This is a genomic window from Streptomyces sp. SPB074 (assembly GCF_000154905.1).
In the GTDB taxonomy this organism is placed as follows: Bacteria; Actinomycetota; Actinomycetes; order Streptomycetales; family Streptomycetaceae; genus Streptomyces.
In genome coordinates, this window is sequence record NZ_GG770540.1 from 32332 (window position 1) to 53680 (window position 21349).

At 69.0% G+C, this 21349-nt stretch carries 17 protein-coding genes and 4 pseudogenes; 12 read left to right on the plus strand and 9 right to left on the minus strand.

The features are described 5' to 3' along the window. Window positions 1-45 precede the first annotated feature (45 nt). The 7 genes and pseudogenes from SSBG_RS29385 to SSBG_RS35275 form a co-directional block, all read right to left on the minus strand. Window positions 46-1256, minus strand: a protein-coding gene (locus SSBG_RS29385) for an IS3 family transposase (RefSeq protein WP_086023026.1) whose coding sequence is annotated in 2 segments (ribosomal slippage) — window positions 46-965 and window positions 965-1256 — 1212 coding nt in all. Because the reading frame shifts where the segments join, the coding sequence is not laid out codon by codon here. 69 nt (window positions 1257-1325) lie between these two features. Further along, a pseudogene (locus SSBG_RS29395) lies at window positions 1326-1964 on the minus strand (helix-turn-helix domain-containing protein); the annotation flags it as partial. A gap of 106 nt (window positions 1965-2070) precedes the next feature. Then, window positions 2071-3074: pseudogene (locus SSBG_RS31925) on the minus strand (IS5 family transposase). Window positions 3075-4109: 1035 nt separating this feature from the next. Then, the gene (locus SSBG_RS29420) at window positions 4110-4430 is read right to left on the minus strand and encodes a DUF3307 domain-containing protein (RefSeq protein ID WP_008749656.1); all 321 of its coding nucleotides are present in this window, start codon (window positions 4428-4430) and stop codon (window positions 4110-4112) included. An 870-nt stretch (window positions 4431-5300) separates the two neighbouring features. Next, window positions 5301-5615, minus strand: coding sequence for a helix-turn-helix domain-containing protein (locus tag SSBG_RS29425; protein WP_008749657.1), 315 nt, complete (start codon window positions 5613-5615; stop codon window positions 5301-5303). Beyond that, on the minus strand, window positions 5612-6070 hold the full coding sequence (locus tag SSBG_RS29430; RefSeq protein ID WP_007830554.1) for a hypothetical protein: 459 nt from the start codon (window positions 6068-6070) through the stop codon (window positions 5612-5614). Before SSBG_RS29430 ends, SSBG_RS29425 begins: the two co-directional genes overlap by 4 nt. A 989-nt stretch (window positions 6071-7059) precedes the next feature. Then, window positions 7060-7602 (minus strand): annotated as a pseudogene (locus tag SSBG_RS35275) (transcriptional regulator). Window positions 7603-7665: 63 nt separating this feature from the next. Between SSBG_RS35275 and SSBG_RS29440 the strand changes: the two are divergent. From SSBG_RS29440 to SSBG_RS29450, 3 genes are all read left to right on the plus strand, one after another. After that, on the plus strand, window positions 7666-8325 hold the full coding sequence (locus SSBG_RS29440; RefSeq protein WP_008749660.1) for an NADPH-dependent F420 reductase: 660 nt from the start codon (window positions 7666-7668) through the stop codon (window positions 8323-8325). Window positions 8326-8558: 233 nt separating this feature from the next. Further along, window positions 8559-10157 carry a GMC family oxidoreductase gene (locus SSBG_RS29445; protein WP_008749661.1) on the plus strand — a complete coding sequence of 533 codons (1599 nt, stop codon included), beginning with the start codon at window positions 8559-8561 and terminating at the stop codon, window positions 10155-10157. A 231-nt stretch (window positions 10158-10388) separates the two neighbouring features. Next, a complete protein-coding gene (locus SSBG_RS29450; protein ID WP_008749662.1) occupies window positions 10389-11132 on the plus strand; it encodes an IS5/IS1182 family transposase in 744 nt (247 codons plus the stop codon). A 438-nt stretch (window positions 11133-11570) separates the two neighbouring features. Here the strand turns inward: SSBG_RS29450 and SSBG_RS31940 are convergent, their stop codons facing one another. Then, on the minus strand, window positions 11571-11879 hold the full coding sequence (locus SSBG_RS31940) for a transposase (protein ID WP_008749663.1): 309 nt from the start codon (window positions 11877-11879) through the stop codon (window positions 11571-11573). 75 nt (window positions 11880-11954) lie between these two features. On the opposite strand from SSBG_RS31940, the gene SSBG_RS32360 reads away from it, so the two are divergent. Further along, window positions 11955-12763, plus strand: a protein-coding gene (locus SSBG_RS32360) for an IS5 family transposase (RefSeq protein WP_106429290.1) whose coding sequence is annotated in 2 segments (ribosomal slippage) — window positions 11955-12303 and window positions 12303-12763 — 810 coding nt in all. Because the reading frame shifts where the segments join, the coding sequence is not laid out codon by codon here. 27 nt (window positions 12764-12790) lie between these two features. On the opposite strand, the pseudogene SSBG_RS35910 reads toward SSBG_RS32360, so the two are convergent. Further along, window positions 12791-13366, minus strand: a pseudogene (locus SSBG_RS35910) (transposase family protein); the annotation flags it as partial. Window positions 13367-13875: 509 nt separating this feature from the next. Between SSBG_RS35910 and SSBG_RS29475 the strand changes: the two are divergent. The 8 genes from SSBG_RS29475 to SSBG_RS29510 all read left to right on the plus strand — a co-directional run bounded on the left by SSBG_RS29475 (window position 13876) and on the right by SSBG_RS29510 (window position 21251). Continuing rightward, window positions 13876-14598 carry a TetR/AcrR family transcriptional regulator gene (locus SSBG_RS29475; protein WP_037872364.1) on the plus strand — a complete coding sequence of 241 codons (723 nt, stop codon included), beginning with the start codon at window positions 13876-13878 and terminating at the stop codon, window positions 14596-14598. A 217-nt stretch (window positions 14599-14815) separates the two neighbouring features. Continuing rightward, complete coding sequence (locus SSBG_RS29480; RefSeq protein WP_010278707.1) at window positions 14816-15010, plus strand: ferredoxin; 195 nt, start codon at window positions 14816-14818, stop codon at window positions 15008-15010. Beyond that, window positions 15007-16224 carry an NAD(P)/FAD-dependent oxidoreductase gene (locus SSBG_RS29485; protein ID WP_199781484.1) on the plus strand — a complete coding sequence of 406 codons (1218 nt, stop codon included), beginning with the start codon at window positions 15007-15009 and terminating at the stop codon, window positions 16222-16224. The genes SSBG_RS29480 and SSBG_RS29485 overlap by 4 nt, the downstream gene beginning before the upstream one ends. After that, the gene (locus SSBG_RS29490) at window positions 16221-17498 is read left to right on the plus strand and encodes an NAD(P)-binding domain-containing protein (RefSeq protein WP_078491523.1); all 1278 of its coding nucleotides are present in this window, start codon (window positions 16221-16223) and stop codon (window positions 17496-17498) included. The genes SSBG_RS29485 and SSBG_RS29490 overlap by 4 nt, the downstream gene beginning before the upstream one ends. Then, on the plus strand, window positions 17495-18709 hold the full coding sequence (locus tag SSBG_RS29495) for a cytochrome P450 (RefSeq protein WP_008749668.1): 1215 nt from the start codon (window positions 17495-17497) through the stop codon (window positions 18707-18709). Before SSBG_RS29490 ends, SSBG_RS29495 begins: the two co-directional genes overlap by 4 nt. A 126-nt stretch (window positions 18710-18835) precedes the next feature. Further along, complete coding sequence (locus SSBG_RS29500; protein ID WP_008749669.1) at window positions 18836-20044, plus strand: cytochrome P450; 1209 nt, start codon at window positions 18836-18838, stop codon at window positions 20042-20044. Then, window positions 20041-20451 (plus strand): carboxymuconolactone decarboxylase family protein, encoded by a 411-nt coding sequence (locus SSBG_RS29505; protein WP_008749670.1) that lies wholly within the window; start codon window positions 20041-20043, stop codon window positions 20449-20451. Before SSBG_RS29500 ends, SSBG_RS29505 begins: the two co-directional genes overlap by 4 nt. After that, the gene (locus SSBG_RS29510; RefSeq protein ID WP_010278724.1) at window positions 20448-21251 is read left to right on the plus strand and encodes an SDR family NAD(P)-dependent oxidoreductase; all 804 of its coding nucleotides are present in this window, start codon (window positions 20448-20450) and stop codon (window positions 21249-21251) included. The genes SSBG_RS29505 and SSBG_RS29510 overlap by 4 nt, the downstream gene beginning before the upstream one ends. Window positions 21252-21349: the final 98 nt, after the last annotated feature.

The window sequence follows — 21349 nt, forward strand, 5'->3', positions numbered from 1 at the left end:
CCGTGGGTGCGGCGGTAGGGCCTTGACCCTGGAGTTTGAACACGTCTATGCGGCTCGGGCCAGGGTAGTTGAGGTTGGGTGGACGGTGATCTCGTAGGTGATCGGGGCTCGCTGGCCGAGCCGGGAATGACGGCGTCGGGTGTTGTAGCGGGACAGCCAGTGGAAGGCGTCGAGTCGTGCCTCGCGCTCGCTTGACCAGCCCTTTCGGCCCTTCAACGTCTCCCTTTTAAAGCTGGCGTTGAACGATTCGGCGGCGGCGTTGTCCGCGCTGGACCCGACGGCGCTCATGCTCTGCAGGACACCGGCCCGGCGGCAGGCGTCCGCGAAGGCCCCGCTGGTGTACTGGGCTCCGTGATCGGTGTGCATGATCGCCCCGTTCAGACTGCCGCGGGTCCGTTCCGCGGCGGCGAGGGCGTCGATGACGAGCTCGGTGCGCATGTGGTCGGCGATCGCCCAGCCTGCCAGGCGGCGCGAGCACAGGTCGATCACTGTCGCGAGATAGCAGAACCGTCCGCCGCCGACGCTCAAGTAGGTGATGTCACCGACGTACTTGGTGTTGATCTCCTTCGCGGTGAAGTCGCGGCCGATCAGGTCCGGGGCCTTCGCGGTGGCCGGGTCGGCGATGGTGGTGCGGTGCCGGCGCCGCAGACGGACCCCTTCGAGGCCGATGGTCCGCATGATCCTGGCAACGCGCTTGTGGTTGACCGCCTGGCCGCCCTCGTCGCGGAGCTCGGCAGTGATCCTCGGGACTCCGTAGGTGCCGTCGGACTCCTTGTGGGCCTTGCGTATCCGGGCCGCGAGCCGGTCGTCAGCGGCCTGACGGGCCATGCGAGCCGGGGCGGTGCGACGCCAGTAATAGAAACTCGAGCGGGCGATCCCGAGAATGTCGCAGAGCCGCTTCACGCCGTATCGGCGCTGGTGATCCTCAACGAACTGGCAGCGGTTCACCAGCGCGTCTCCGTCGCGAAATACCGGGCCGCCTTGCGGAGGATGTCGCGTTCTTCCTCCAGCTCGCGGATCCTCTTGCGCGCGGCGGCCAGCTCCGCCTGAACCGGGTCACCGGCAGGCTGCGGTGCCGTTGCGGGGGCGGAATGGGCACCGGCGCGGCGTCCGTCGGCGGCCCGGATCCAGTTCCGCAGCGTCTCGGTGTTCACTCCGAGATCGGCGGCGACCGACTTGATCGTCGCTCCCGGACGCGACCGGTACAACGCGACCGCGTCCGCCTTGAACTCGGCGGGGTAATGCTTCATCCCCACAGGGACTCCGTTCTCCTGGACCATCAAGATCCAAGTCTCTCCGGTGTCCAAACTCCAGGGTCAGGGCCCGTAGGTCGCCGGCAGCTGGTTGGGCTTGCCCTGCTTCGCCCAGCAGGAGCCTGCGGTGGGCCGGATCCCCAGGGGCCCGAACTCGTCGAAGGCGAAGACCCGGTCCGGGAAGCGTTCCAGCACCTGCTCGATCCGGTCGAGCTTGGCGTCGCGGTCAGGGTCGGGTGACTCCTTCCAGGTCTTGGTGCGCTGGAAGGTGATGCCGCGGCGCCGGAGCAGGCACCGTAAGGCCTCACGGCCGATGCGGATGACGCGTCCGTGCACTTTCCGCAGGTGGGCGGCGAGTTTGCGGCTCGACCAGCGGGTGAAGGGCTGGCCGAGCTTGGTGGGGCGGGTGGTGGCCGTCGCCACGACGAAGTCCTCGTCGTCAGGCTTGAGCAGGCGGGGACGGCCTCCCGCCCACCGAGGGTCCAGGCAGGCCAGGCCGATCTCGTTGAACCGGTGGATCACATCCCGGACGGTGTCCTCGTCGGCCTGCACCAGCTGAGCGATCGCCGGCACCCGGTTCCCGCCGGCCGAGGCCAGCAGCATCATCGCGCGCCGGTAGCGCACCGAACTCGTGCTGCCCTGGCGCACGATCTGCTGCAGCTTCTGCCCCTCCTGGTCGGTCAGTCTGCGCACACGGACAGGCTCGGCCACCGCGCCTTCAGCGATCGGATCGGACGTCGCCGCACATCCAACCGTCGCGACCACCAACCCGGCGAACCTTCCCGGTCAGAGCACTAGGGAGCGTATTCGGTTGTGATCAAGAGGCTGCTCGTGTGAGGTCCTTGATCCAGATCATGGAGGCCCGGAGGTGGAGTCCGGCGAGGTAGCTCCCCGGGGTCTTGTCGTAGCGGGTGGCGATGCCTCGCCATGCCTTCATCCTGTTGATCGTCCGCTCGACGGTGTTCCGTTCCTTGTAGAGCTCGGTGTCGTGACTGACGGGCCTGCCGCCTCCACTGCCTTTCTTCTTCCGGTTGGCGGCCTGGTCCTTCTTCTCCGGGATGACCGCTTTGATACGGCGTTTGCGCAGGTGGGCACGGTTGCCGCGAGACGAGTAAGCCTTGTCTGCGGCGACTGCGTCCGGCCGGGTGCGGGGGCGGCCGACGGGCCCGCGTATCCGCACCTTCTTCAGGACGGGGATGAACTGTGGGCTGTCCGCTGCCTGGCCCGCGGTCAGGATGAACGCCAGCGGGCGGCACTTGCGGTCGGCGGCGAGGTGGATCTTGCTGGTCTGCCCGCCCCTGGAGCGTCCGAGGAGGGCGGCCTTCAGCCGGAGTTTGCGCCGACGCCGGACGCGTCGTCGTTCTTCCCGCGCGGGATCGCTTTCGGTCTCCTGCCCGGTTTGTTCGTCGCAGCCGCCCCCTTTGACCTGGCCTTCTCCTCCTCGGCGGCGGCTTTCTCCAGGGCGGTGACGACGTCCTCGTCGAGGTGCATCCCGGCCGCGTCGTGGTGGGCACGGGCGGTGGTGGAGTCGATGCTGACCAGGGACAGGTCCACCTCACCGCGCTTCGCGGCTTCCGCGATCAGGCCCTCCAGCAGGGCCTCGAAGACCCCGGCGTCACGCCACTGCCGGAAGCGGTTGTGGACGGTCGACCAGGCGCCGAACTCTGCCGGTATCTCCCGCCACTGGCCGCCCGTCTTGAACCGCCAGATCACGCCCTCGAACTGCTGCCGCAGCCGCTCGGGGTACGGGCCGTACTCGCCGATCGGCAGGTACGGCTCAATGAAATCCCACTCCGGGTCGGTCAGTTGCACTCGCGTCACGTACGACGGTCTACCGGACCAGACCGTGCCACGAAGGCACATCCCGCAGATTGATCACGACTCGATACGCTCCCTAGCCACGCCTCCGGCCGTGAACGGCCAGAGATGTGAAGGAGCGGCCCCTGCCTGCCCAACCGCAAGGGGCCGCTTCGTGCTCGGTGCCGCCACGGCTCCAGGTGAGCCAGCGTTGCACCGTAAAGGCAGGAGCGCCGACCCCGCGGCCAAGCCGGTCGACGGCCAGGAGGCGTTGCGGATGGGGTGGGAGTCCGGGCTGGGGCCCGCCACCTGGAGGCGCCGTGGGTGCGTCGGGCTGCTGGGAGCGGGCGCGGCGCGGGGCGATGACCCGATGGATGCGGCGCGGCAGGTGCTGGGGCGTGGCCAACTGCCCTGTAGGCAAGTAGTCGGCGCCCGCATCGTCTGAAATGCGCGCTCTGACCTGGCGTTTTATGCCTGTCGACTGCTGTGTGCGGTGCGACCCGGGATGTGACCGAGGGTGCGACCTGGGGCGGGACTCAAGGAGTGCCCCGGGATGCGACTCAGGGCGCGACCCGGCCCCGCTGGTGAGGTCGCTCGGTCGCTGCCCTCTCGCGGTATCGGTATCCGCTGGAGAAGGTCGCTCGGCGCGTGGTTCTGGGGGGGCAGCGCGGCGGGGTGCCGGTGCCGAGTGGGCGGCGGGCCTGGGGTACCGGCGCGGTGGTGATGCCCTGGTATCCGGGGCCGAGTCCGCGCCGGCCGGGGCGGGTGGTCCGGGGCCTGGCCGGGCTCGCGGACGTCTCCTCTAGGTTCAGGGCTCTGCGGAGCCGGGTGAGAGTGCGGGGCATGTGCGCGAGGGCGTGCGCGGCGGCGGGGCCGTGCTCGGCGAGGAGCTGGGTGAGGAGCTCTACGGTCTCCACGGCGTCTTCGAGGGCGGGCTGTGTCCACGCGGGGGCTGGGGTGAGGGCGTCGGAGAGGTCGCACACGGCGTCGGAGATGGCGGCGGCGTAGCGCTCGGCGGGGGCGGGGGTGGGCTGGTACGGGGCTTCGAGTGCGCGGGCGTCAGGCGGAGAGGCCGAGCGCGGCGACCAGGAGCACCACGAGGTGCGCGGTCTGGTCTACGTGAGCGGCGCCCCCGTGGTCTGCGAACCGCGGCTGACGGGCGGCTCGCATCCAGTGCTGGACGAGCCAGCGGCGGTCGATGACCGCGTGGGTGACGCCAATCCATGCGAGCGCGACTGCGGCTCGCCACGGCGGAACGTCCAGGCCGGTGAGCGCGCCCACCGCGAGGGCGAGCACGCCGACGAGAACGTGGACGCTGGCGTGGGCGTAGTCGCTTACGAGGTGGGCGACGTAGAGGAGCGCGAAGAGCGACCCCAGCATGCTGGTCTCCGATCAGAACGGGGCGGGGCCCACCCGGTAGGGCAGGAGGGGGATGGCGACCGAGGGGCGGGACCACGTCGACTGCTTCCCCCTGAGCCTCTTCCCGGGCCCGGGGACGTACCGGCCAGGCACTCCACGACCACGCCTCCGGCGCCGTGCTCGGCCGTCTCCGGGCGACTGCGGGGCGCCGCTCACGAGGCGCCCCTGCAGGGGAGGGGGTGGCGTCACACATGACGCCACCCTGCACGCTTCTTCACGCCCTCAGGGGCGTGGAGGTCCTCGCGGGCCCGGCATGCCACCGCCGCCCGCTGCGGGCCCGCACCCGCACCGCCGCCGCGCGCGAGCCCGCACCGTCGCTGCGGCGACTCGACGGCTACTGGCTCGGGCGGAAGCGGCCCCCTCGTCACCGCGGTCAGGCCACCGTCCCGCTCAGCGGGCCAGTTCGACCTTGACCGGCGGCACGTTCGGGCACTCCCGAGCTACGCACTTGCTCTCATCTTCGCCCCGGGGCGGGGAACCGAGTCCGAGGTCTTCGCGCTGATCCGACGCCCCAGGCGGCGGGAGGGCGCCTCGGCCCGGACCCCCGATGTCGCTCCGGACGGTTCGGTGCTTCGCACCGAAGTGCCGTGGCGTCGTGCGCCTCGTGTTCCGGGGCGGTGGGCGGGTGTGGATTCGCCGGTGTCCGGGGGCGTTGTCCGTTCAGCAAGGTGCGAACCACAGACCAGAGCGGTCGACGGGCTCACCGCTCGTTCCGGCGGAAGGTGCCTAGTTCCGGCGGCCGAGGTTCAGGTCGGCCAGCGTCCATGCACGTGGCGTGCATGAGTCCCGCGCGGAGAAATGGGCTCATGCACGTCACGTGTATATAGGAAGTCAGCGGGTGCCGGTCCGGCGCAGGGGGACCACGACCTGCTCTCCGGTGCTTTTCGGGGCGAGGCGGTAGAAGCGGATGTGGCCGAAGCGTTCCGATTCCTCCAGCCATCCTCCGGCGACGAGCTGGCGGCGGGTGCGGGAGAACACGGTGGGTGCGAGCCCGAGGTGGGCGGCAAGCTCGGCGGCGGTCACCGGGACGGCGCCGGAGCGGTCAGTCTTGTGCGTCGCGTAGAGCATGAGCACGAGGCGCTGGTTGGCTGTCAGTCCTGCCGAGCGCGTCAGCACGTGAAATGCGGTCTGGTCGTGGTCGCTCACTGCGCCTCCTGCGCTGCCGTGCGGGCGTCCTTGTCGAAGCCTGGAATGTCGGGCGGGTTGCACAGCGTGATCGCTTCGCGCTGCTCGACTCCGCTGCCGTGGAAAGCGATGTAGGGGCTGATCCGGTAGAAGCGGTAGCTTCCCACCCGGCCCCGTTCGATCAGGATTCGCCGCCGACGCAGGGCCCGGTTGATCTTGCCGACCGCGTCGGGGGTCATGCCGACCCGTTTCGCGATGTCCGCGCCGGTGAGGCGCAGCGGTTCCATGCCGGGCGGTGACGTGCCGATCCACCAGAGGATCAAGTACTTCTGGCTCGGCGTGAACGTGCGGCTCTCGGTGATGGCCGCGACGCGGGCCTTGTCGACCTGGACATGTCCGCCGCCGGAGAAGGCGTACGGGGCATAGGGCACGACTTCGCCGGTGGCCTCGTCGACCAGCCTGCGCACGGCTCCCACAGAGATCCTCTCTCAGCGTACGAATTTGTGTGCACACCGTACATGAACGCCAGGTGCATGTGGGACGCCTGAGGGACGGGCTCATCAACATGGACGCACCCCGCCCCTTCAACGCGGGGCCGGACGGGTCCCGGACGCCGGTCGAGGAATGCACGAGCGTCAGGGGCCCACGAGGACCTCATGCCAGATTCCGGGAAGCCGCTCCCCCGCCGCCCCTCATGTACTCCACGTGCATTTACCCGGTTCTTGGGAACTGGCAGGCAGATCCTGGGAACTGGCAGGCAGATCCCAGGATCGTAGTGTCCGACAACGTTTCAGCAGGTCGAAGGGGATTTCTTGGCGGCGCCCTCTAATACATCCCGGAGCACCGGCACGGCGGCCTTCACCCCTCGCAGCGACGTCAACGCATCTACCGCGCTTCGCCTGCGCGCGGGAACACCAAGGCGCGTCGCGACGCCCCGCCCTCACATCCTGACGACGTACACCTCCTCACCCTCTTCGGCCCCAGCCACGGAAAGCCGCCAGGACGCGCCCGCAGCTCCCCTCCCGCCTGCACGTATGCCACCCGCACCACCCACTGACCGCACCAAGGAGCCCGTTAAGCCCCGCGCTCGGTTCGCCGCCCGTCCAGCATCCCGGCGGGCCCACCGTCGCACCGCAGGCCCCCCGGGGCCGAGGATGCGCCGGTCCTCCTGCGCGAAGAGCGCGAAGCACGACCTCCGACCCTCGGGCAACGCCCCAGCACTCCACACGAGCCAGACAGAGGACGGTGTTCACGGCGGGGCAGCATCCCCGAATATCCAGAACAACCCGGTCGGCGAATTCGGCCCCTGGTACGGCACGGGCAGCCCTCCTGTTGGCGAAGCTCTCTTGGGCGACGAGCCACTTCCATATGCACGTGGCGTGCATGAGTCTCGCTCGGAGAAGAGGGACTCATGCACGCCACGTGCATATGGGAAGATCAGGGATGCTGCCTCCCTACGGTCGGCTTAGGCGGTGAAGCCGACGTTGGTGACGTACTCGTACTGGCCCCACTGCGAATCCAGGTCGACCACGACCTCGTCGACCCACCCGGCATCCAGGCCCGCGTCGTCCCACGCGCCGACGATCCGGTCCCACCGGCGCACGTTGAGGGTGCGCTCCACAGCCCGCTGACGGGGGTGGTCGACCCCGGACTGGTTGACGGTGAAACTCGACGCGGGTCCCCCGCCCTTGCCGGTTGAGGCGGGCCAGGAGGTGGCGGGAGACGTTCTGACGGCGCACCGCGCGGTAGGCGGCGTCGATCTCGCGGACCGTGCGCGCGGTGCGGGTCCCGGCCTTGTGCGCCTTGATCGTGCGGTCCGAAATCGTGAGCCCGGCCTCCCGAGCGGCCGCGAGCTGGCGGGCGCTGCCGGCGAGGTGGCGCAGACGGGCCGTGAGGCGACGGCGGGGGGGACCGGGGAGGCGACGAAGCCCGCGAGGCTGTCGAGGCCGCGGGGCGCGACGACGCTCTCGTGCACCGCGAGGACCACGCGCCACCGGAATACGCGCACGCCTGAGGGGTTGTAGCCGGTGCGGCACCCGGCCGTTACGTGTCCACGTTCTCCGGAGGACTCATGAAGATCGGCATTGTCGGCGCGGGACACATCGGCGGGAACCTCACCCGCCGCTTGACGGCGCTCGGGCATGACGTGAGCGTGGCCAATTCGCGAGGCCCACAGACGCTGTCCGAGCTCGCCGAGGAGACCGGGGCCACCGCGGTTCCCGTCGCCGAGGCGGCGCACGGCGCGGACGTCGTCGTGGTCACGATCCCGGTGAAGAACATCCCCGACCTGCCCGCCGGGCTCCTCGACGGCGCGACGGAGGGCTTCGTCCTCATCGACACCGGCAACTACTACCCGCAGCGCGACGGCCGGATCGCCGGGATCGAGGACGAGGGCCTCACCGAGAGCCGCTGGACCGAGCGTCAGCTCGGGCACCCGGTGGTGAAGGTCTTCAACGCCACCTACGCCCAGGACCTCCTGGACAAGCCGCGCCCCGCAGGCGCCGCCGACCGCATCGCCCTGCCCCTCACCGGTGACGACGAGGAGGCGAAAAAGACCGTGACATCCCTGCTCGACGAACTCGGCTTCGACGCCGTCGACGCGGGCGGCCTCGACGAATCCTGGCGCCAGCAGCCCGGCACCCCGGTCTACGGGCTGGCCGCGAGCACCGACGAGGTCGTCGCCGCACTGGCCGCCGCCACCCCGGAGCGTCCAGCGCAATTCCGCGCCTGACCACCCCGCCAGCACCTGCCCGTCCCGCCACGAGAAGACAGTGGCGGGACCCGAGCCCACACCGCCGCCGCCCCGCGCGAGCCCACACCGCCGCCGCGCGGCTTCGCCGGCGCGGCGGCTTGAGGCTGTTTTAGAACTCAAGCAGGGTGCGGGACCCCCGGCACAGATCGCGGTGGGGGTTGTCGCCTGTTTGGGTTTACGGTGGGAATTATCGTCTGGGAGGTGTGAAGCGCATGGGCTACGACTACGACTACGTCATTGTCGGCGCAGGTGCCGCAGGTGCGGTGCTGGCGAACCGGTTGTCGGAGAACACGGAGAGTCAGGTACTGCTACTGGAATATGGGCCGATCGACGCCAACCCTCTACACTCCATCCCGAAGGGGTTTTTCTTCACCCTGAACGGGAGCCGGTACACATATCACTATCCGACGCAGCCGATCGCGGGCGGTTCCGCTTCGGAGACGTGGACGAGGGGGAAGGTGCTGGGGGGGTCGACGACGGTCAACGGAATGATGTACAGCCGCGGCTCGCGGGCGGACTTCGACGCGCTGGAGAAGCATACTGGCGCAGGCCACTGGGGCTGGACAAACGTCCTCGCCGCCTTCCGTACGATGGAGGACCACCAACTCGGGCCGTCGGAGCTGCGTGGAGCGGGCGGTCCGCTGGGCATCTCGATCGACGAACCCCATGAACCGGTCACCGACGCGCTCATGGAGGCGGGCCAGGCCGTCGGTTGGCGCCGTGTCGCAGATCTCAACGCGGCCGAGGACGAGCGGATCGGCTTTACCCCGTCCACGGTTAAGAACGGCCGGCGTGTCAGTTCGGCGACCGCGTTCCTGCGCCCGGTCCGTCGGCGCAAGAACCTGACGGTCCTGACCGGTGCACGCGTCGGCTATCTGCAGTTCGACGGCAGGCGCGTCATCGGCGTGCGGGCCTCGGTTCGCGGCAGGGTCCAAGACTTCCGGGCTCGGCGCGAGGTGATTGTCTCCGCCGGGACGATCGAGAGTACGTTGCTACTCGAACGATCCGGCATCGGCAGTCCCGAAGTACTGCGCGCCGCTGGTATCACTCCTGTCGTGGAGAGTCCGAATGTCGGCGAACGCGTCGTCGAGCAGCACGGTGTGGCGATGCAAGTACGTTTTAAGGAACCGATCGGGCCGACGACCGAGCTGAACTCGATTCCGAAGCAGGGCGTCCAAGGGGTCAAGTACCTGCTGACGCACCGCGGACCGATCTCGACGGCCGGCTACGACGTGACCTCGCAGTTCAAGTCAACCCAGGATGTCGATCGGCCCGATATCGCCGCAGCCTGGGTCCCTCTCGCGCTGGACACCTCGTCTGCGGCGATGAAGCTCGCCAAGCACGGCGGAATCATGATGATGGGATACCAGCTACGACCCGAAAGCCGCAGCTCTATCCACGCCAGTGGGCGCCTGCCCGAGAACCTTCCGGTCATCACACCGGGCTATTTCCAGACGGAGACCGACCGTAAAGTGACCTCCACGATCCTCGATCACGCACGCGAGGTGTTCGCCCAGGGGCCGCTCGCACGTTTGATCGCCGCGGAGGAGTATCCCGGAGCTGCGGTCTCGACTCCCGAGCAGGCACTGGAGTACGCGACGAACACGGGTGCGACGATCTACCACGCCGTCGGGGCGAACGCCATGGGCCCGGCCAACGATGACGTGGTCGATGCCGAACTGCGTGTCCGGGGCGTCGATGGACTCCGGGTCGTGGACGCCTCCGTCATCCCCTTCCAACTTTCCGGAAACACCGCCGCCCCGACCATGGCGGTCGGCTGGATCGCCGCGGATCTCATCCTGCGGGACTGAGACCGCGATAGGCTGAAGCTTCCCCTTGATCGTGGACACCTGAAGGTTGGGATCTTGAGGTTCCAGAGGAAGTAGCACCAGGTGGGAAGCACATACACGAAGCGGTACACCGAGTAGTGAGCCTCTTCCAACCTGAAGAGTCTGACCGTGAGTTGGACTGCTCTGCATAACGACGAAGCTCCTGGTAGACGGGTTCTCGACCAAGACCAACCGTCGCTCCAAGAGCTCCGAGTGCTTGTCTATCCGTCGTCGATCGACCTCTCCAGTCGCACCCTGCGGTGCCTGGCGGGACACCTCGCCACCCGCCGAGGCGAGATCGGCACCCGGTGGCGGAGGCTGACTGCCGGACGGCAGGCCCTCCTCGCCCTGGCGCATTTGCGGTGCGGTGACACATACGCCCATCTCGCCGCCGGATTCGGTGTCGGCATCGCCACCGCATACCGCTACATACGCGAGGCCGTCGATGTCCTGTCCATGCTCGCGCCCACCCTGGACGAGGCGATGTGCATCGCACAAGCCAAAGCGTTCGTGATCCTGGATGGCACCCTGCTGCCGATCGACCGGATCGCCGCCGACACCCCGTACTACCCGGGCAAACACAAGCGGCACGGCATGAATGTCCAGGTTCTCGCCGATCCCTTCGGGCGGCTGCTGTGGGCGTCGCCCGCGCTTCCCGGCTCCACGCACGACCTGACCGCCGCACGCATCCACGGGATCGTCGACGTCGACCTCAAGGCTTACGCCGACAAGGCGTACCAGGGTGCCGGCCGCTCCGTCCGGGTCTCCTTCCGGGGCCGTCGCCTCAAGCGGTGGCAGCGACGGCACAACAGCACGCACGCCAAGATCCGTGGCCTTGGCGAACAGGCCATGGCCACCCTCAAGGGCTGGCGCCTGCTGCGGAAGCTCCGCTGCAGCACCAACCGCATCACCGCGATCGTCCAAGCCGTACTCGTCCTCCACCACGCATCAGCGTGAGGATGGAAAAGGCTCAGTCGGTGCTCGCAGGCTTCCGCGAGGCGCATCGTCGCCGTGGTCCGCTTACTGTCGACCGCGTAGCCGCGTTGGCCCGGCGCTGTCATCGGGCTGGCCGGCGCCACGTGGTGCGCCTCGTCGACCACCAGCATGTCGAACGCGTACCGCTTGGCCGTGCCTGCGCTGCGCACATCGGCCAGCACGTCGCGCAGGAGGCGCTGCGCCCGCAATGACGGCAGCCACGCCATGCTCACGATTACGCGCGGGAAGAGCCGGAACGGGTTGGCGTTCAGCCCGTGGCTCCGTCGTACCTTCGCCATGAGCTCGCTGTCGACGATGACGAAGTCCAGGCCGAATTTCTCCCGCATCTCGTCCTGCCACTTTAACGAGCTCGTGCACGGTAGGCGGTGAGACGTCGAGGATGACGGTGGGGCGCCGTCCTCACCTCTGTCGTGCCGAAGTCAGATCCGCGGTCTGCTGATGGGACAGCAGACCGGCGACGGCTTGGACGATGTCGCTCATGTGCTCGCGGCGGCCGAGATGGCGGGCCAGCGCCCGCCAGTTCTTCAAGTGCGCGATGCCGTGTTCGACCCGGATACGCCGCGAGGAATGCGCCTTGCGCTGCCGCTCATGCATTTCCTCGTACCAGTCCGGAGCGTTCTTCTTGAACTTGCGATGCGGCGGTGTCACCACACGTCCGCCGCTCTGGGCACCCAGGCCCTGGTAGCCGGCATCGGCGAGAATCTCCACGACGGGGCCGTCGGCCAGGAGCTTGACCAGCCCTAAGAAGCCATCTCATTTGGGTGACTCGGTAGTCTATGAGTCATGGTGGGGCTTGTTGAGCGGCTGGTGCCGGACGAATTGTGGCAGTTGTTCCAGCGGGTGGTGCCTGAGGCGCCGTCGCGGCCGCAGGGTGGTGGTCGGCGTCGGCACGGTGACCGGGAAGTGCTGGCCGCGATCGTCTTCGTGGCCACGTCGGGTTGTACCTGGCAGCAGCTGCCTTCGGCGTCGTTCGGCCCGTCCGGAGCGACTGCCCACCGGCGGTTCTCGGAGTGGTCGAAGGCCAGGGTGTGGGCCAAGCTCCACCGCCTGGTCCTCGACGAGCTCGGTACGCGCGGGGAGCTGGACTGGTCGCGGTGCGCGATCGACTCGGTGAACATGCGGGCCTTGAAAAGGGGGACCTGACAGGTCCGAATCCTGTCGACCGGGGCAAGTACGGGTCGAAGATCCACCTGATCACCGAGCGGACCGGTCTGCCCATATCCGTCGCAATCTCCGGTGCCAACGTCCACGACAGCCAAGCCCTTATCCCGCTCGTGAAGGGCATACCGCCTATCAGCTCCCGCCGGGGCCCCCGTCGACGCCGACCCGGAAAGCTCCACGCCGACAAGGGATACGACTACCGCCACCTGCGGCAATGGCTGTCCGGACGCGGAATCCGGCATCGCATCGCCCGCAAAGGCGTCGAGACCTCGCAGCGACTCGGCCGACACCGCTGGACCATCGAACGCACCATGTCCTGGCTCGCCGGCTGCCGACGACTCCACCGACGCTACGAACGCAAAGCCGACCACTTCCTCGCCTTCACCAGCATCGCCTGCACCCTCATCTGCTACCGCAGACTCACCAAATGAGATGACTTCTAACTGGCGAGCGTGGGTGATGTCCGCGCAGCTTCCCGGCTTGGTCGGGCTGCAGAACAGCACGCGGCCGTTGCCGTCCGTGACGACCATGGTCTTGACGGCGTTCTGCTTGTTCTTGCCGGAGATGAACTTGTCCCGGTCCTTGCGCCCGGCGGCCGGCCGGCGGACCCGGATCTCGGTGCCGTCGATGATCCCGGTCTTGCCGTCGGCGCCGAGGTGGCTGACGACCTCGGCCAGAGTCCGCAGCCGCACTCCGGGGCTGACGGTGCAGCCTCGCTCGGCGAGTAGTGGCCGCACCTCGCCGACGGCGCGGGTGATGGTGGAGCGGTCCACACCGAACCAGCAGGCCAGCACGTCATGAGTGACGGCATGGCGCAGATGCACGAGCGTGGCCAGGAGGCGGTCGACGAACACCAGCCGGTGCTTCGCACCCGCGCCCACAGCCCGCTTCCGCGGCCTGGACGCGAGCTTGGCGTGGTGTCGCTCGTGCCACAACGGACCTACCTCAGCCACGAGTTCAGCGATCACGTCAGCCGACAGGCCGGTGATCCTCCGGTCGCTGATGATCGCTGCACGAGACGCGTTCCCCACCACACGACCATGATCGACGATCGAGAACTCGACGCGTCACCGCCTACCGTGCACGAGCTCGTTAGGCGGCTAGCGAAACGTCAAATGGGGCAGCCCTTGCCACGCAGGGGTCGTAGACCGCCGAGCAGGCCGGGGAGCCGGAAGGAGCAAAGGCCTGGCTGGTGCGTGAGCTGCCGGGCAGACGAACCAGCCGTCCACGGCGCGAACGCGGCAGGCGTCGGCTCCGAGGGTGGGCATGGTGGCGCCTTTCGGGGTGGGGCCTGGTGAGGTACACACGGCCGTGCGGTGGGGTGGGGTGGGGTGGGGTCCAGGGACGCCGAAGGCGGGCCCCTGCCCAGCACGGGGCGGGAGGCTGCAGTCGGCTGTGTGGCACTGTGGCGCCGCGCCTGGGCCCCCACCCCGGACGTGGAGGATCCCTTGCTGTGTACGGGTGCAGCGTCGCCATCATCCGTACCGCAGCGCTGGGAAGGGGGCAGGCTGGCTACCCTGTTGGCGGAAAGGGAGTGCGCGCGATGGAGGCAGGGCCGACCGGTGATGGTCAGCGGGACGGGCAGGGGCCGCGGCGCCGCCGGGAGATCGTGGCCGCGGTCCAGCGGTTGCTCGGCGAATGGGGCAGTTCCGAGCGGCTGACGATGCGGGCGGTTGCCAAGGAGGTGGGCATCTCCGCTCCGAGCATCTACCTGCACTTCCAGGACAAGACGGAGCTGGTATGGGCGGCGCTGGAGGACCGCTACGGTGAACTGGCCGCCCAAATGGCTGCTGCAGCCCTGGACTGTGGTGACGAGGATCCGCGGGGCAGGGTGCGGGCGCGGGCGCGCGCGTACTGCCGGTTCGCCCTGGGCAGTCCGGGCCATTACCGGCTCATGTTCGAGGCGCATCAGCCGGCGGCGGATCCGAGCAGGATCGGTGCTCACCCCGCCCGCCGCATATCCGCCGGTCTGCGCGACGGCCTGAACAGCTGTGCAGAGCATGGGTTCGGTCTGTCGCTGCCGGTGGAACAGGCCGCGCAGACACTGTGGGCCGGTCTGCACGGCATGCTCTCGCTGCACCACAGTCTCTACTGCGACGAGTCGTCAGAGGGCCTGGTCCTGCAGCTTTCCGACGGTCTGGTCGACTCGCTCGTGGCCCGCGGGCCTAACGTTCCCTTCCACGCCGCAAGCGGATCCGAGACCGAGGCGTCGCGCAGGATCAGGGCACTCAGGAATGCTCCGGAGCCGGACAGTCCGCAGTTGTAGCGGGAGACGCCGCCCTCGGTGAAGGGGCGGCGCCCGGTCGCGCGCTCCGCGTTCACACTCTCTTCACATCGTCAACAACCCTCTGCGTGCGGCTGGTTGTCGCTCCGTAGGTGCGGGAGTACAGTCGCCGCTGAACTAAGTTAGGTGCCCAGGGCAACAATGTGGCGCCTGACCCGCGTCGCCCGTAGTAGCGGGCTGGACGGAAGTGGATCCCCCCATGGACATCACCATCGACTTCGACAAATGCTGCGGTGCCGGCCAGTGCGTACTGGCGGCGCCGGAGGTCTTCGACCAGCGCGACGAGGACGGCGTCGTGGTCCTGCTCGATGACAACCCGCCGGCCGAACAGACCGAGAACGTGGTCCAGGCCGCAGCGGTCTGCCCTGCCGCCGTGATCCAGGTGCGCGCGTGAGTGCCGAAGCTGCGGCCACGACTGCGTCGCGGATCACCGTGGTCGGCGCTTCCGCAGCCGGACTGAGTGCCGTGGAAGGGCTGCGGCGTGCGGGCTACACCGGAACACTCACGCTGATCGGTGAAGAGCAGCACCTGCCCTACGACCGGCCCCCGCTGTCGAAGCAACTGTTGTCCGGCGTCTGGGACGCCGACCGGCTCCACCTGCGCGGCGAGGACGACTTTCAGGCCCTCGGCGTGGAGCTGAAGCTGGGGCAACCGGCTACCGCTCTGGACACCGCTGCCCGCCAGGTCGTTCTGGCCGACGGCACAGTCGTCGGCTACGACGCCCTGGTGGTGGCCACCGGCACGCGGGCCCGGCGGCTGCCGGGCACCGAATCGGTGCGCGGGGTGCACGTCCTGCGCACGCTGGAGGACGCGCTCGCGCTGCGCGAGGATCTGGCGGCCAAGCCGCATCTGGCCGTGGTCGGCGGCGGCTTCGTCGGGGCCGAGGCCGCCGCCGTGGCCCGCCGCTTGGGCTGCGAGGTCACCCTTCTCACCGACACCGCTCAGCCGATGGGCGACGCCCTCGGTGACGAGTTGGGCGCCCTGCTGCGCACCGTCCACCAGGAACACGGCGTCAGGATCGAGACCGGAGCTCGTGTCGAGGAGGTCCTCGCCGACGGCGGGCGGGCGAGCGGGGTACGTCTCGCCGACGGCCGCACGCTGACCGCGGACGCCGTCCTGGTCGGTATCGGAGCCCGACCGAACACCGAATGGCTCACCGGCAGCGGCGTTCCGGTCGGCAACGGGGTCGAGTGCGATGCGACCCTGTACGCCGGGTTTGGGGTGTGGGCGGCAGGTGACGTCGCCTGCTGGCTCCATGCCCGCACCGGTGAACCGTGGCGTATCGAGCACCGCACCAATGCCGCTGAGCAGGGCCTGGCCGTCGCCCGCAACATCCTGGCCGGACCCGGGCGGACTGTCGCGTTCGATCCGGTGCCCTACGTGTGGTCCGACCAGTACGACCTGAAAATCCAGATCTACGGCAGGACCCGTGGCGCCGACGAGGTCCGCGTCGTCGAAGGCAGCACCGCTGAGCGCAAGCTGGTCGCCCTCTACGCCAGGAACGGCCGGATCTGCGCGGCGGTCGGCATCAACATGGTCCGGGCCCTGCGCGGCTACCGGGCACAGGTCGCTGCGGCGGCCCCTCTTCTCACCGGGAGTGCGGCATGAGCGACACCCTCAGGGCCGGAGTTGTCGGCCTGGGCATGATCGGCGGCGGGGTCGCCGTCAGTCTGGCCCGCAGCGGACGCGTCCCCGCAGTCTACGACGTCCGCCCCGACGCCGCCAGGGACCTGGCCGGTGTGCCCGATCCGCTCGGCTCGCCTGCCGAGGTGGCCGAGGTGTCCGACGTAGTGATGGTCGCGGTGGTCAACGCCGACCAGGCACGCGAGGTCATCGGCGGCAAGGACGGCCTGCTGCGAGCAGCTCGGCCGGGCCTGACCGTCGTGCTGCTCGCCACGGTTGCCTTGCCGGTCGTCCACGAACTGGCCGCGCTCTGCTCCGAGTCCGGTGTGGGCTTCCTCGACTGCGGGGTGACCCCGGGCGACCAGGCCGCCGAGCACGGCATGGTCGCCATCCTCGGCGGCGAGCAGAGCATCGTGGAGGCGGCGCTGCCCATCCTTGAGGACTGGGCGAAGAAGGTGGTGCACTGCGGTCCGTCCGGCGCCGGTATGGCCACCAAGATCGCCCGCAATGTCGTCACGTACGGCAGTTGGCGCACGGTTGCCGAGGCCGCGGCCCTGGCCCGTGCCGCAGGTGTGGACACCGCCCGTCTTGCCGAGGTCATCGACGCGGCCGACCCCGAGGGCCGCACGCTGCTGCAACTGTTGCGGATGCAGGACGCCGACGGCGTGCTGCCCGGGGCTGTCGGCCGGCAGATCGAACCGTTGATGACCAAGGACCTCGAAGCCGCCCGCGACCTCGCCGCCGCCCTCGGTGTCCAGGCGCCCCTCGTCGAGACGGTACGCACCCAGGCTCGTCGCACCCTCCAGCTGGAGGCCGATGTGGCACCAGTCCCGGCACCGGCGAAGGAGGACGCCCGTGCATACGGACTGCACATGATGGACCAGGCGTACGGCCCCGGTTTCAGCGCTGCCGTCCAGGATGCCGACGACCCCTTCAGTACCGAGACCGTCGACTACCTCTTCGCCCAGGTGTGGGGCCGCGCGGGCCTGTCCGTCCGTGACCGTCGGCTACTCACCCTCGGCGTCGCCGCCACCGTCGCCCGGCCCGAACTCGTGCAAGTGATCGCCAACGGGGCGCTGGTCAACGGGGAGCTGAGCGCGGAGCAGCTGCGCGAGGCCGTCCTGCACCTGGCCCTCTACACCGGCTGGTGCAAGGCCACGGCCACCCACACCGGCGTCACCGCCGCGATCGCCGCGCACAACGCCGCCCAGCCCCCCACCAGCGGGCCCCACACCCTCGCGCAGGAGCAGCAGCAATGACCGACATCCCCGTCAATCAGCCCGTCACCCGCGTTACTGGCGCCCCCCTCGACCCGCCGGCCGAGTACACCCGGCTCCGCGAGGACCAGCCCATCGTCAAGGCCCGCTTTCCCAACGGCTCGACGGGCTGGCTCGTCACGCGTTTCGAGGAGGGCAGCCAGGTCTTCACCGACCCGCGCCTGAGCGCCCGCCGTCCACGCCACGACACCCCTGAGGGAGAGATCGCCGAGGCCGGGGAGGACGCCCCCTTCGATGCCGGTTTCGTGATGATGGACGAGCCCGAGCACGGCGCCTACCGTCGGTTGCTGACTGCCCGCTTCACCCCCAAATCGGTGCAGAACAAGCTCCAGCCCTATCTCGACAAAATCGTTGACGAGCACCTGGACGCCATCGCCGCAGGCCCCGAGACCTTCGACTTCGTCCAGGCCATGGCCCTGCCCATCCCATGTCTGGTGATCTGCGAACTGCTCGGGGTCCCCTACGAAGACCGTGACGGTTTCCACGACGCCACCGTCGATCTCATGGACATGGCCAAGAGCCGCGAGGAACGCGACAGGGGTGCCCACTGGCTCATCGACTACATCACCAGCCTCGTCGCCGACAAGCGCCGCACCGGTGCCAGGGACGGCATCCTCGCCGAACTCATCCACAAGAGCGATGGCGACGACGCGGCACTGACCGAGAAGCAGCTCATCGGCCTGGGCGTGCTGCTGCTGTTCGCCGGACACGACACCACGGCCGCCATGATGGGGCTGTCCACCCTCACCCTGCTCACCCACCACGAGCAGCGCGAGCAGATGCTGGCCCACCCGGAGAAGACGGGCACCATGGTTGAGGAGCTGATGCGCTACCTCACCATCGTCCAGTTCGGCCTGGGCCGCGTGGCCAAGGAAGACCTCGAACTCGCGGGCGCTCAGGTGAAGAAGGGTGATCTCGTCGTCGTCGCGATGAACGCCGCCAACCGCGACCCGCGCGCCTTCCAGGACCCCGACACCCTCGACATCGACCGCAAGATGGCCCGCCACATGGGCTTCGGCTACGGCGTCCACGCCTGTCTCGGCCAGAACGTCGCCCGCGCCGAACTCAGGACCGTCCTGCCCAAGCTCTTCCAGCGCTTCCCCAACCTGCGGCTCGCCACCCCGCTGGAAGAAGTCCCCATGGACTTCACCGGCACCAACTACGGCGTCCGCAAGCTCATGGTCACCCGCTGAGCCGCCCCCGGGGCCCAGGCAGCGTTCCCCGGAGCAGCTTGCGCCGTCCCCTGACAGGCAGCGCGCTCCGGGGAGCGGCCCCGGCCGCGGCATGACCCCACGTCTTTCGCAGGCAAGGAGTTCCCCATGACTGTCTCCTTCGAACCCGCCCCCGCTTTCCCCCTGAAGCGTGGATGCCCCTTCTCGCCACCCGAGGACGCTACGGCCTTCCGGGAAAGCGGCCGGCCGCACCGGGTGACGATCTGGGACGGCAGCACGCCCTGGCTGATCACCCGGCACGACCACATCCAGCAGCTCCTCGGAGCAGTCGGCATGATCAGCGCGGACGTCACCGACCCCGGCTTCCCCAACACCAGCGACGCCCAGCCCGCCGTCGAGGGCAACATCTTCTTCCGCAAGGACGGCACGGAACACCTCCCGGTACGCCGCATCCTCAACCCGGACTTCACCGCCAAACGCTCCGAAGCGCTACGCCCGCGCATCGCCGAACTCACCGACCGGCTCCTCGACGACCTGCTCGCCATGGACGGCCCCGTCGACCTCTTCGAGCATTTCGCGCTGGCCCTGCCCACCGTGGTGATCTGCGAAGTCCTCGGCGTCCCCTACGAGGACAGCACCACCGTGCACGAGTCCTCGAAGAAGATGGTGCAGCTCGCCATCGCGCAGGACGAGAAGGTGGCCGCCCACCGCGCTCTGCACGAGCTGTTGGCCCGTCACATGGAGGCCAAGCGCTCCCGCCCCGACAACGGACTGCTGTCCCGTCTGGTGAACACCCACGTCGACGACAAGGGCGACCTGACGTTCGAGGAAGCTGTGGGGCTCGGCGTCCTCGTGATCGGCGCCGGGCACGAGACCACCGCCAACATGATCGCCCTGGGCATCCTCGCGCTCCTGCGCGAACCCTCACAGCGCGACCTCCTGCTGTCCGACCCGGTGGCGTACTCCTCGACCGCAGTCGAGGAGATGATGCGCTACTGGAGCATGGTGCAGACCGAACCGCGCCGCGTCCTGACCGAGGACATCGAGGTGGGCGGCGTACTACTGAAGGCCGGCGAGGGCATCATCTGCAACCTGCCCGCCGCCAACCGGGATCCCTTGGTCTTCGCCGACCCCGAACGCCTGGACATCACCCGCAGGGAGCGCAAGCACATTGGCTTCGGCTACGGCGTGCACCAGTGCCTGGGCCAGAACCTCTCCCGGGTCGAGATGCAGGTGGCCTGGCCCAAACTGTTCGAACGGATCCCGGGCTTGCGGCTCGCCGTCGACGAGAGCGAACTGCACTTCCACGACGATGCCCTCACCTACGGAGTTGAGACGCTGCCGGTGACCTGGTGAGCACCCAGGACACACCGGGCCCGGACCACTTCGCCCACCTCGCCGCGACCGGCCGCGCCACGCAGGCCGAGGTCATGCGCGTACCGCAGGAGGCAGTCCGGAGCGAGCCCGGATCGCTCAGCGACCTGGCGACCAAAATCGTCTTCGGCGACCTGTGGAACAGAGCGGGACTGAGCGTCCGCGAGCGGCGCATCGTCACGCGCACGGTCCTGGCCATGCTCCAGTCCCACCAGTTCCACGGACACCTGCATGGCAAGGCCGCCCTGGACAGTGGTGACCTGACCGAGGCCGAACTCCGGGAGATCGCCGTGCAGATCGCCTACAACGCCGGCTGGCCCGTTGCCACCTCCTTCGAATGGACCGTGGACAAGGCCACCGGCACAAAACCACCAGTGGAGGACCTGTGAGCGGACGGCTTCAGGGCAGGCGCGCGATCGTGGTCGGCGGAGGCCAGACCCCTGGCGCCACCACCGGCAACGGCCGCGCAGTCGTCCTCTCCTTCGCCCGCGAGGGCGCACAGGTTCTGGTCGTGGACCGAGACTTGGACTCGGCCGAGGAGAGCGCCGAACTGGTGCGCAAGGAAGGCGGCACGGCGACCGCTCACCGGGCGGACATCACCGTCGAGGACGAGTGCGCGGGCATTCTCGACGCGGCTCTGGCGGTCCTGGGACATGTCGACGTGCTGCACAACAACGTCGGTGTCGTCCCCGCCGGCCGCACCGAGGACCTCGGTGCCCAGACATGGCGTCAGGGCTTCGAGGTCAACCTCACCAGCATGTGGCTGACCTGCAAGGCCGTCCTGCCCCACATGCGCCAGCGGCGGAGCGGTGCGATTGTCAACATCTCCTCCATGGCGGGCCTGCTCGCGGGTGGCGAAGCGATCGCCTACACCACCTCCAAGGCCGCGGTGCACGCCATGACCCGCAGTCTGGCACTGGAGTACGCACCCCACGGAATCCGGGTCAACTGCATCGCCCCCGGCATGATGGACACCCCCATGGGCGTCGACGCCCCGGCCCGGGCGGAAGGTTCCTCCCGCGAGGACGTGGCCGCCAAGCGGGCCGCGCTGGTTCCGATGGGGCACCAGGGCACGTGCTGGGACGTTGCCAACGCCGCCCTGTTCCTGGCCTCTCAGGAGGCCGCCTTCATCACGGGCACGGTGCTCGCGGTGGACGGCGGGTTCACTCTGACCTCGCGCATGAGTTAGCGCAGCGCAGCCTTCCCGGGGCATCCCACAAGCACCCGCACCCGTGGGCGAGTGCCGGTCACTAGGTCGGGCTGCTGTGCACGGGATCGCCGCAGCAG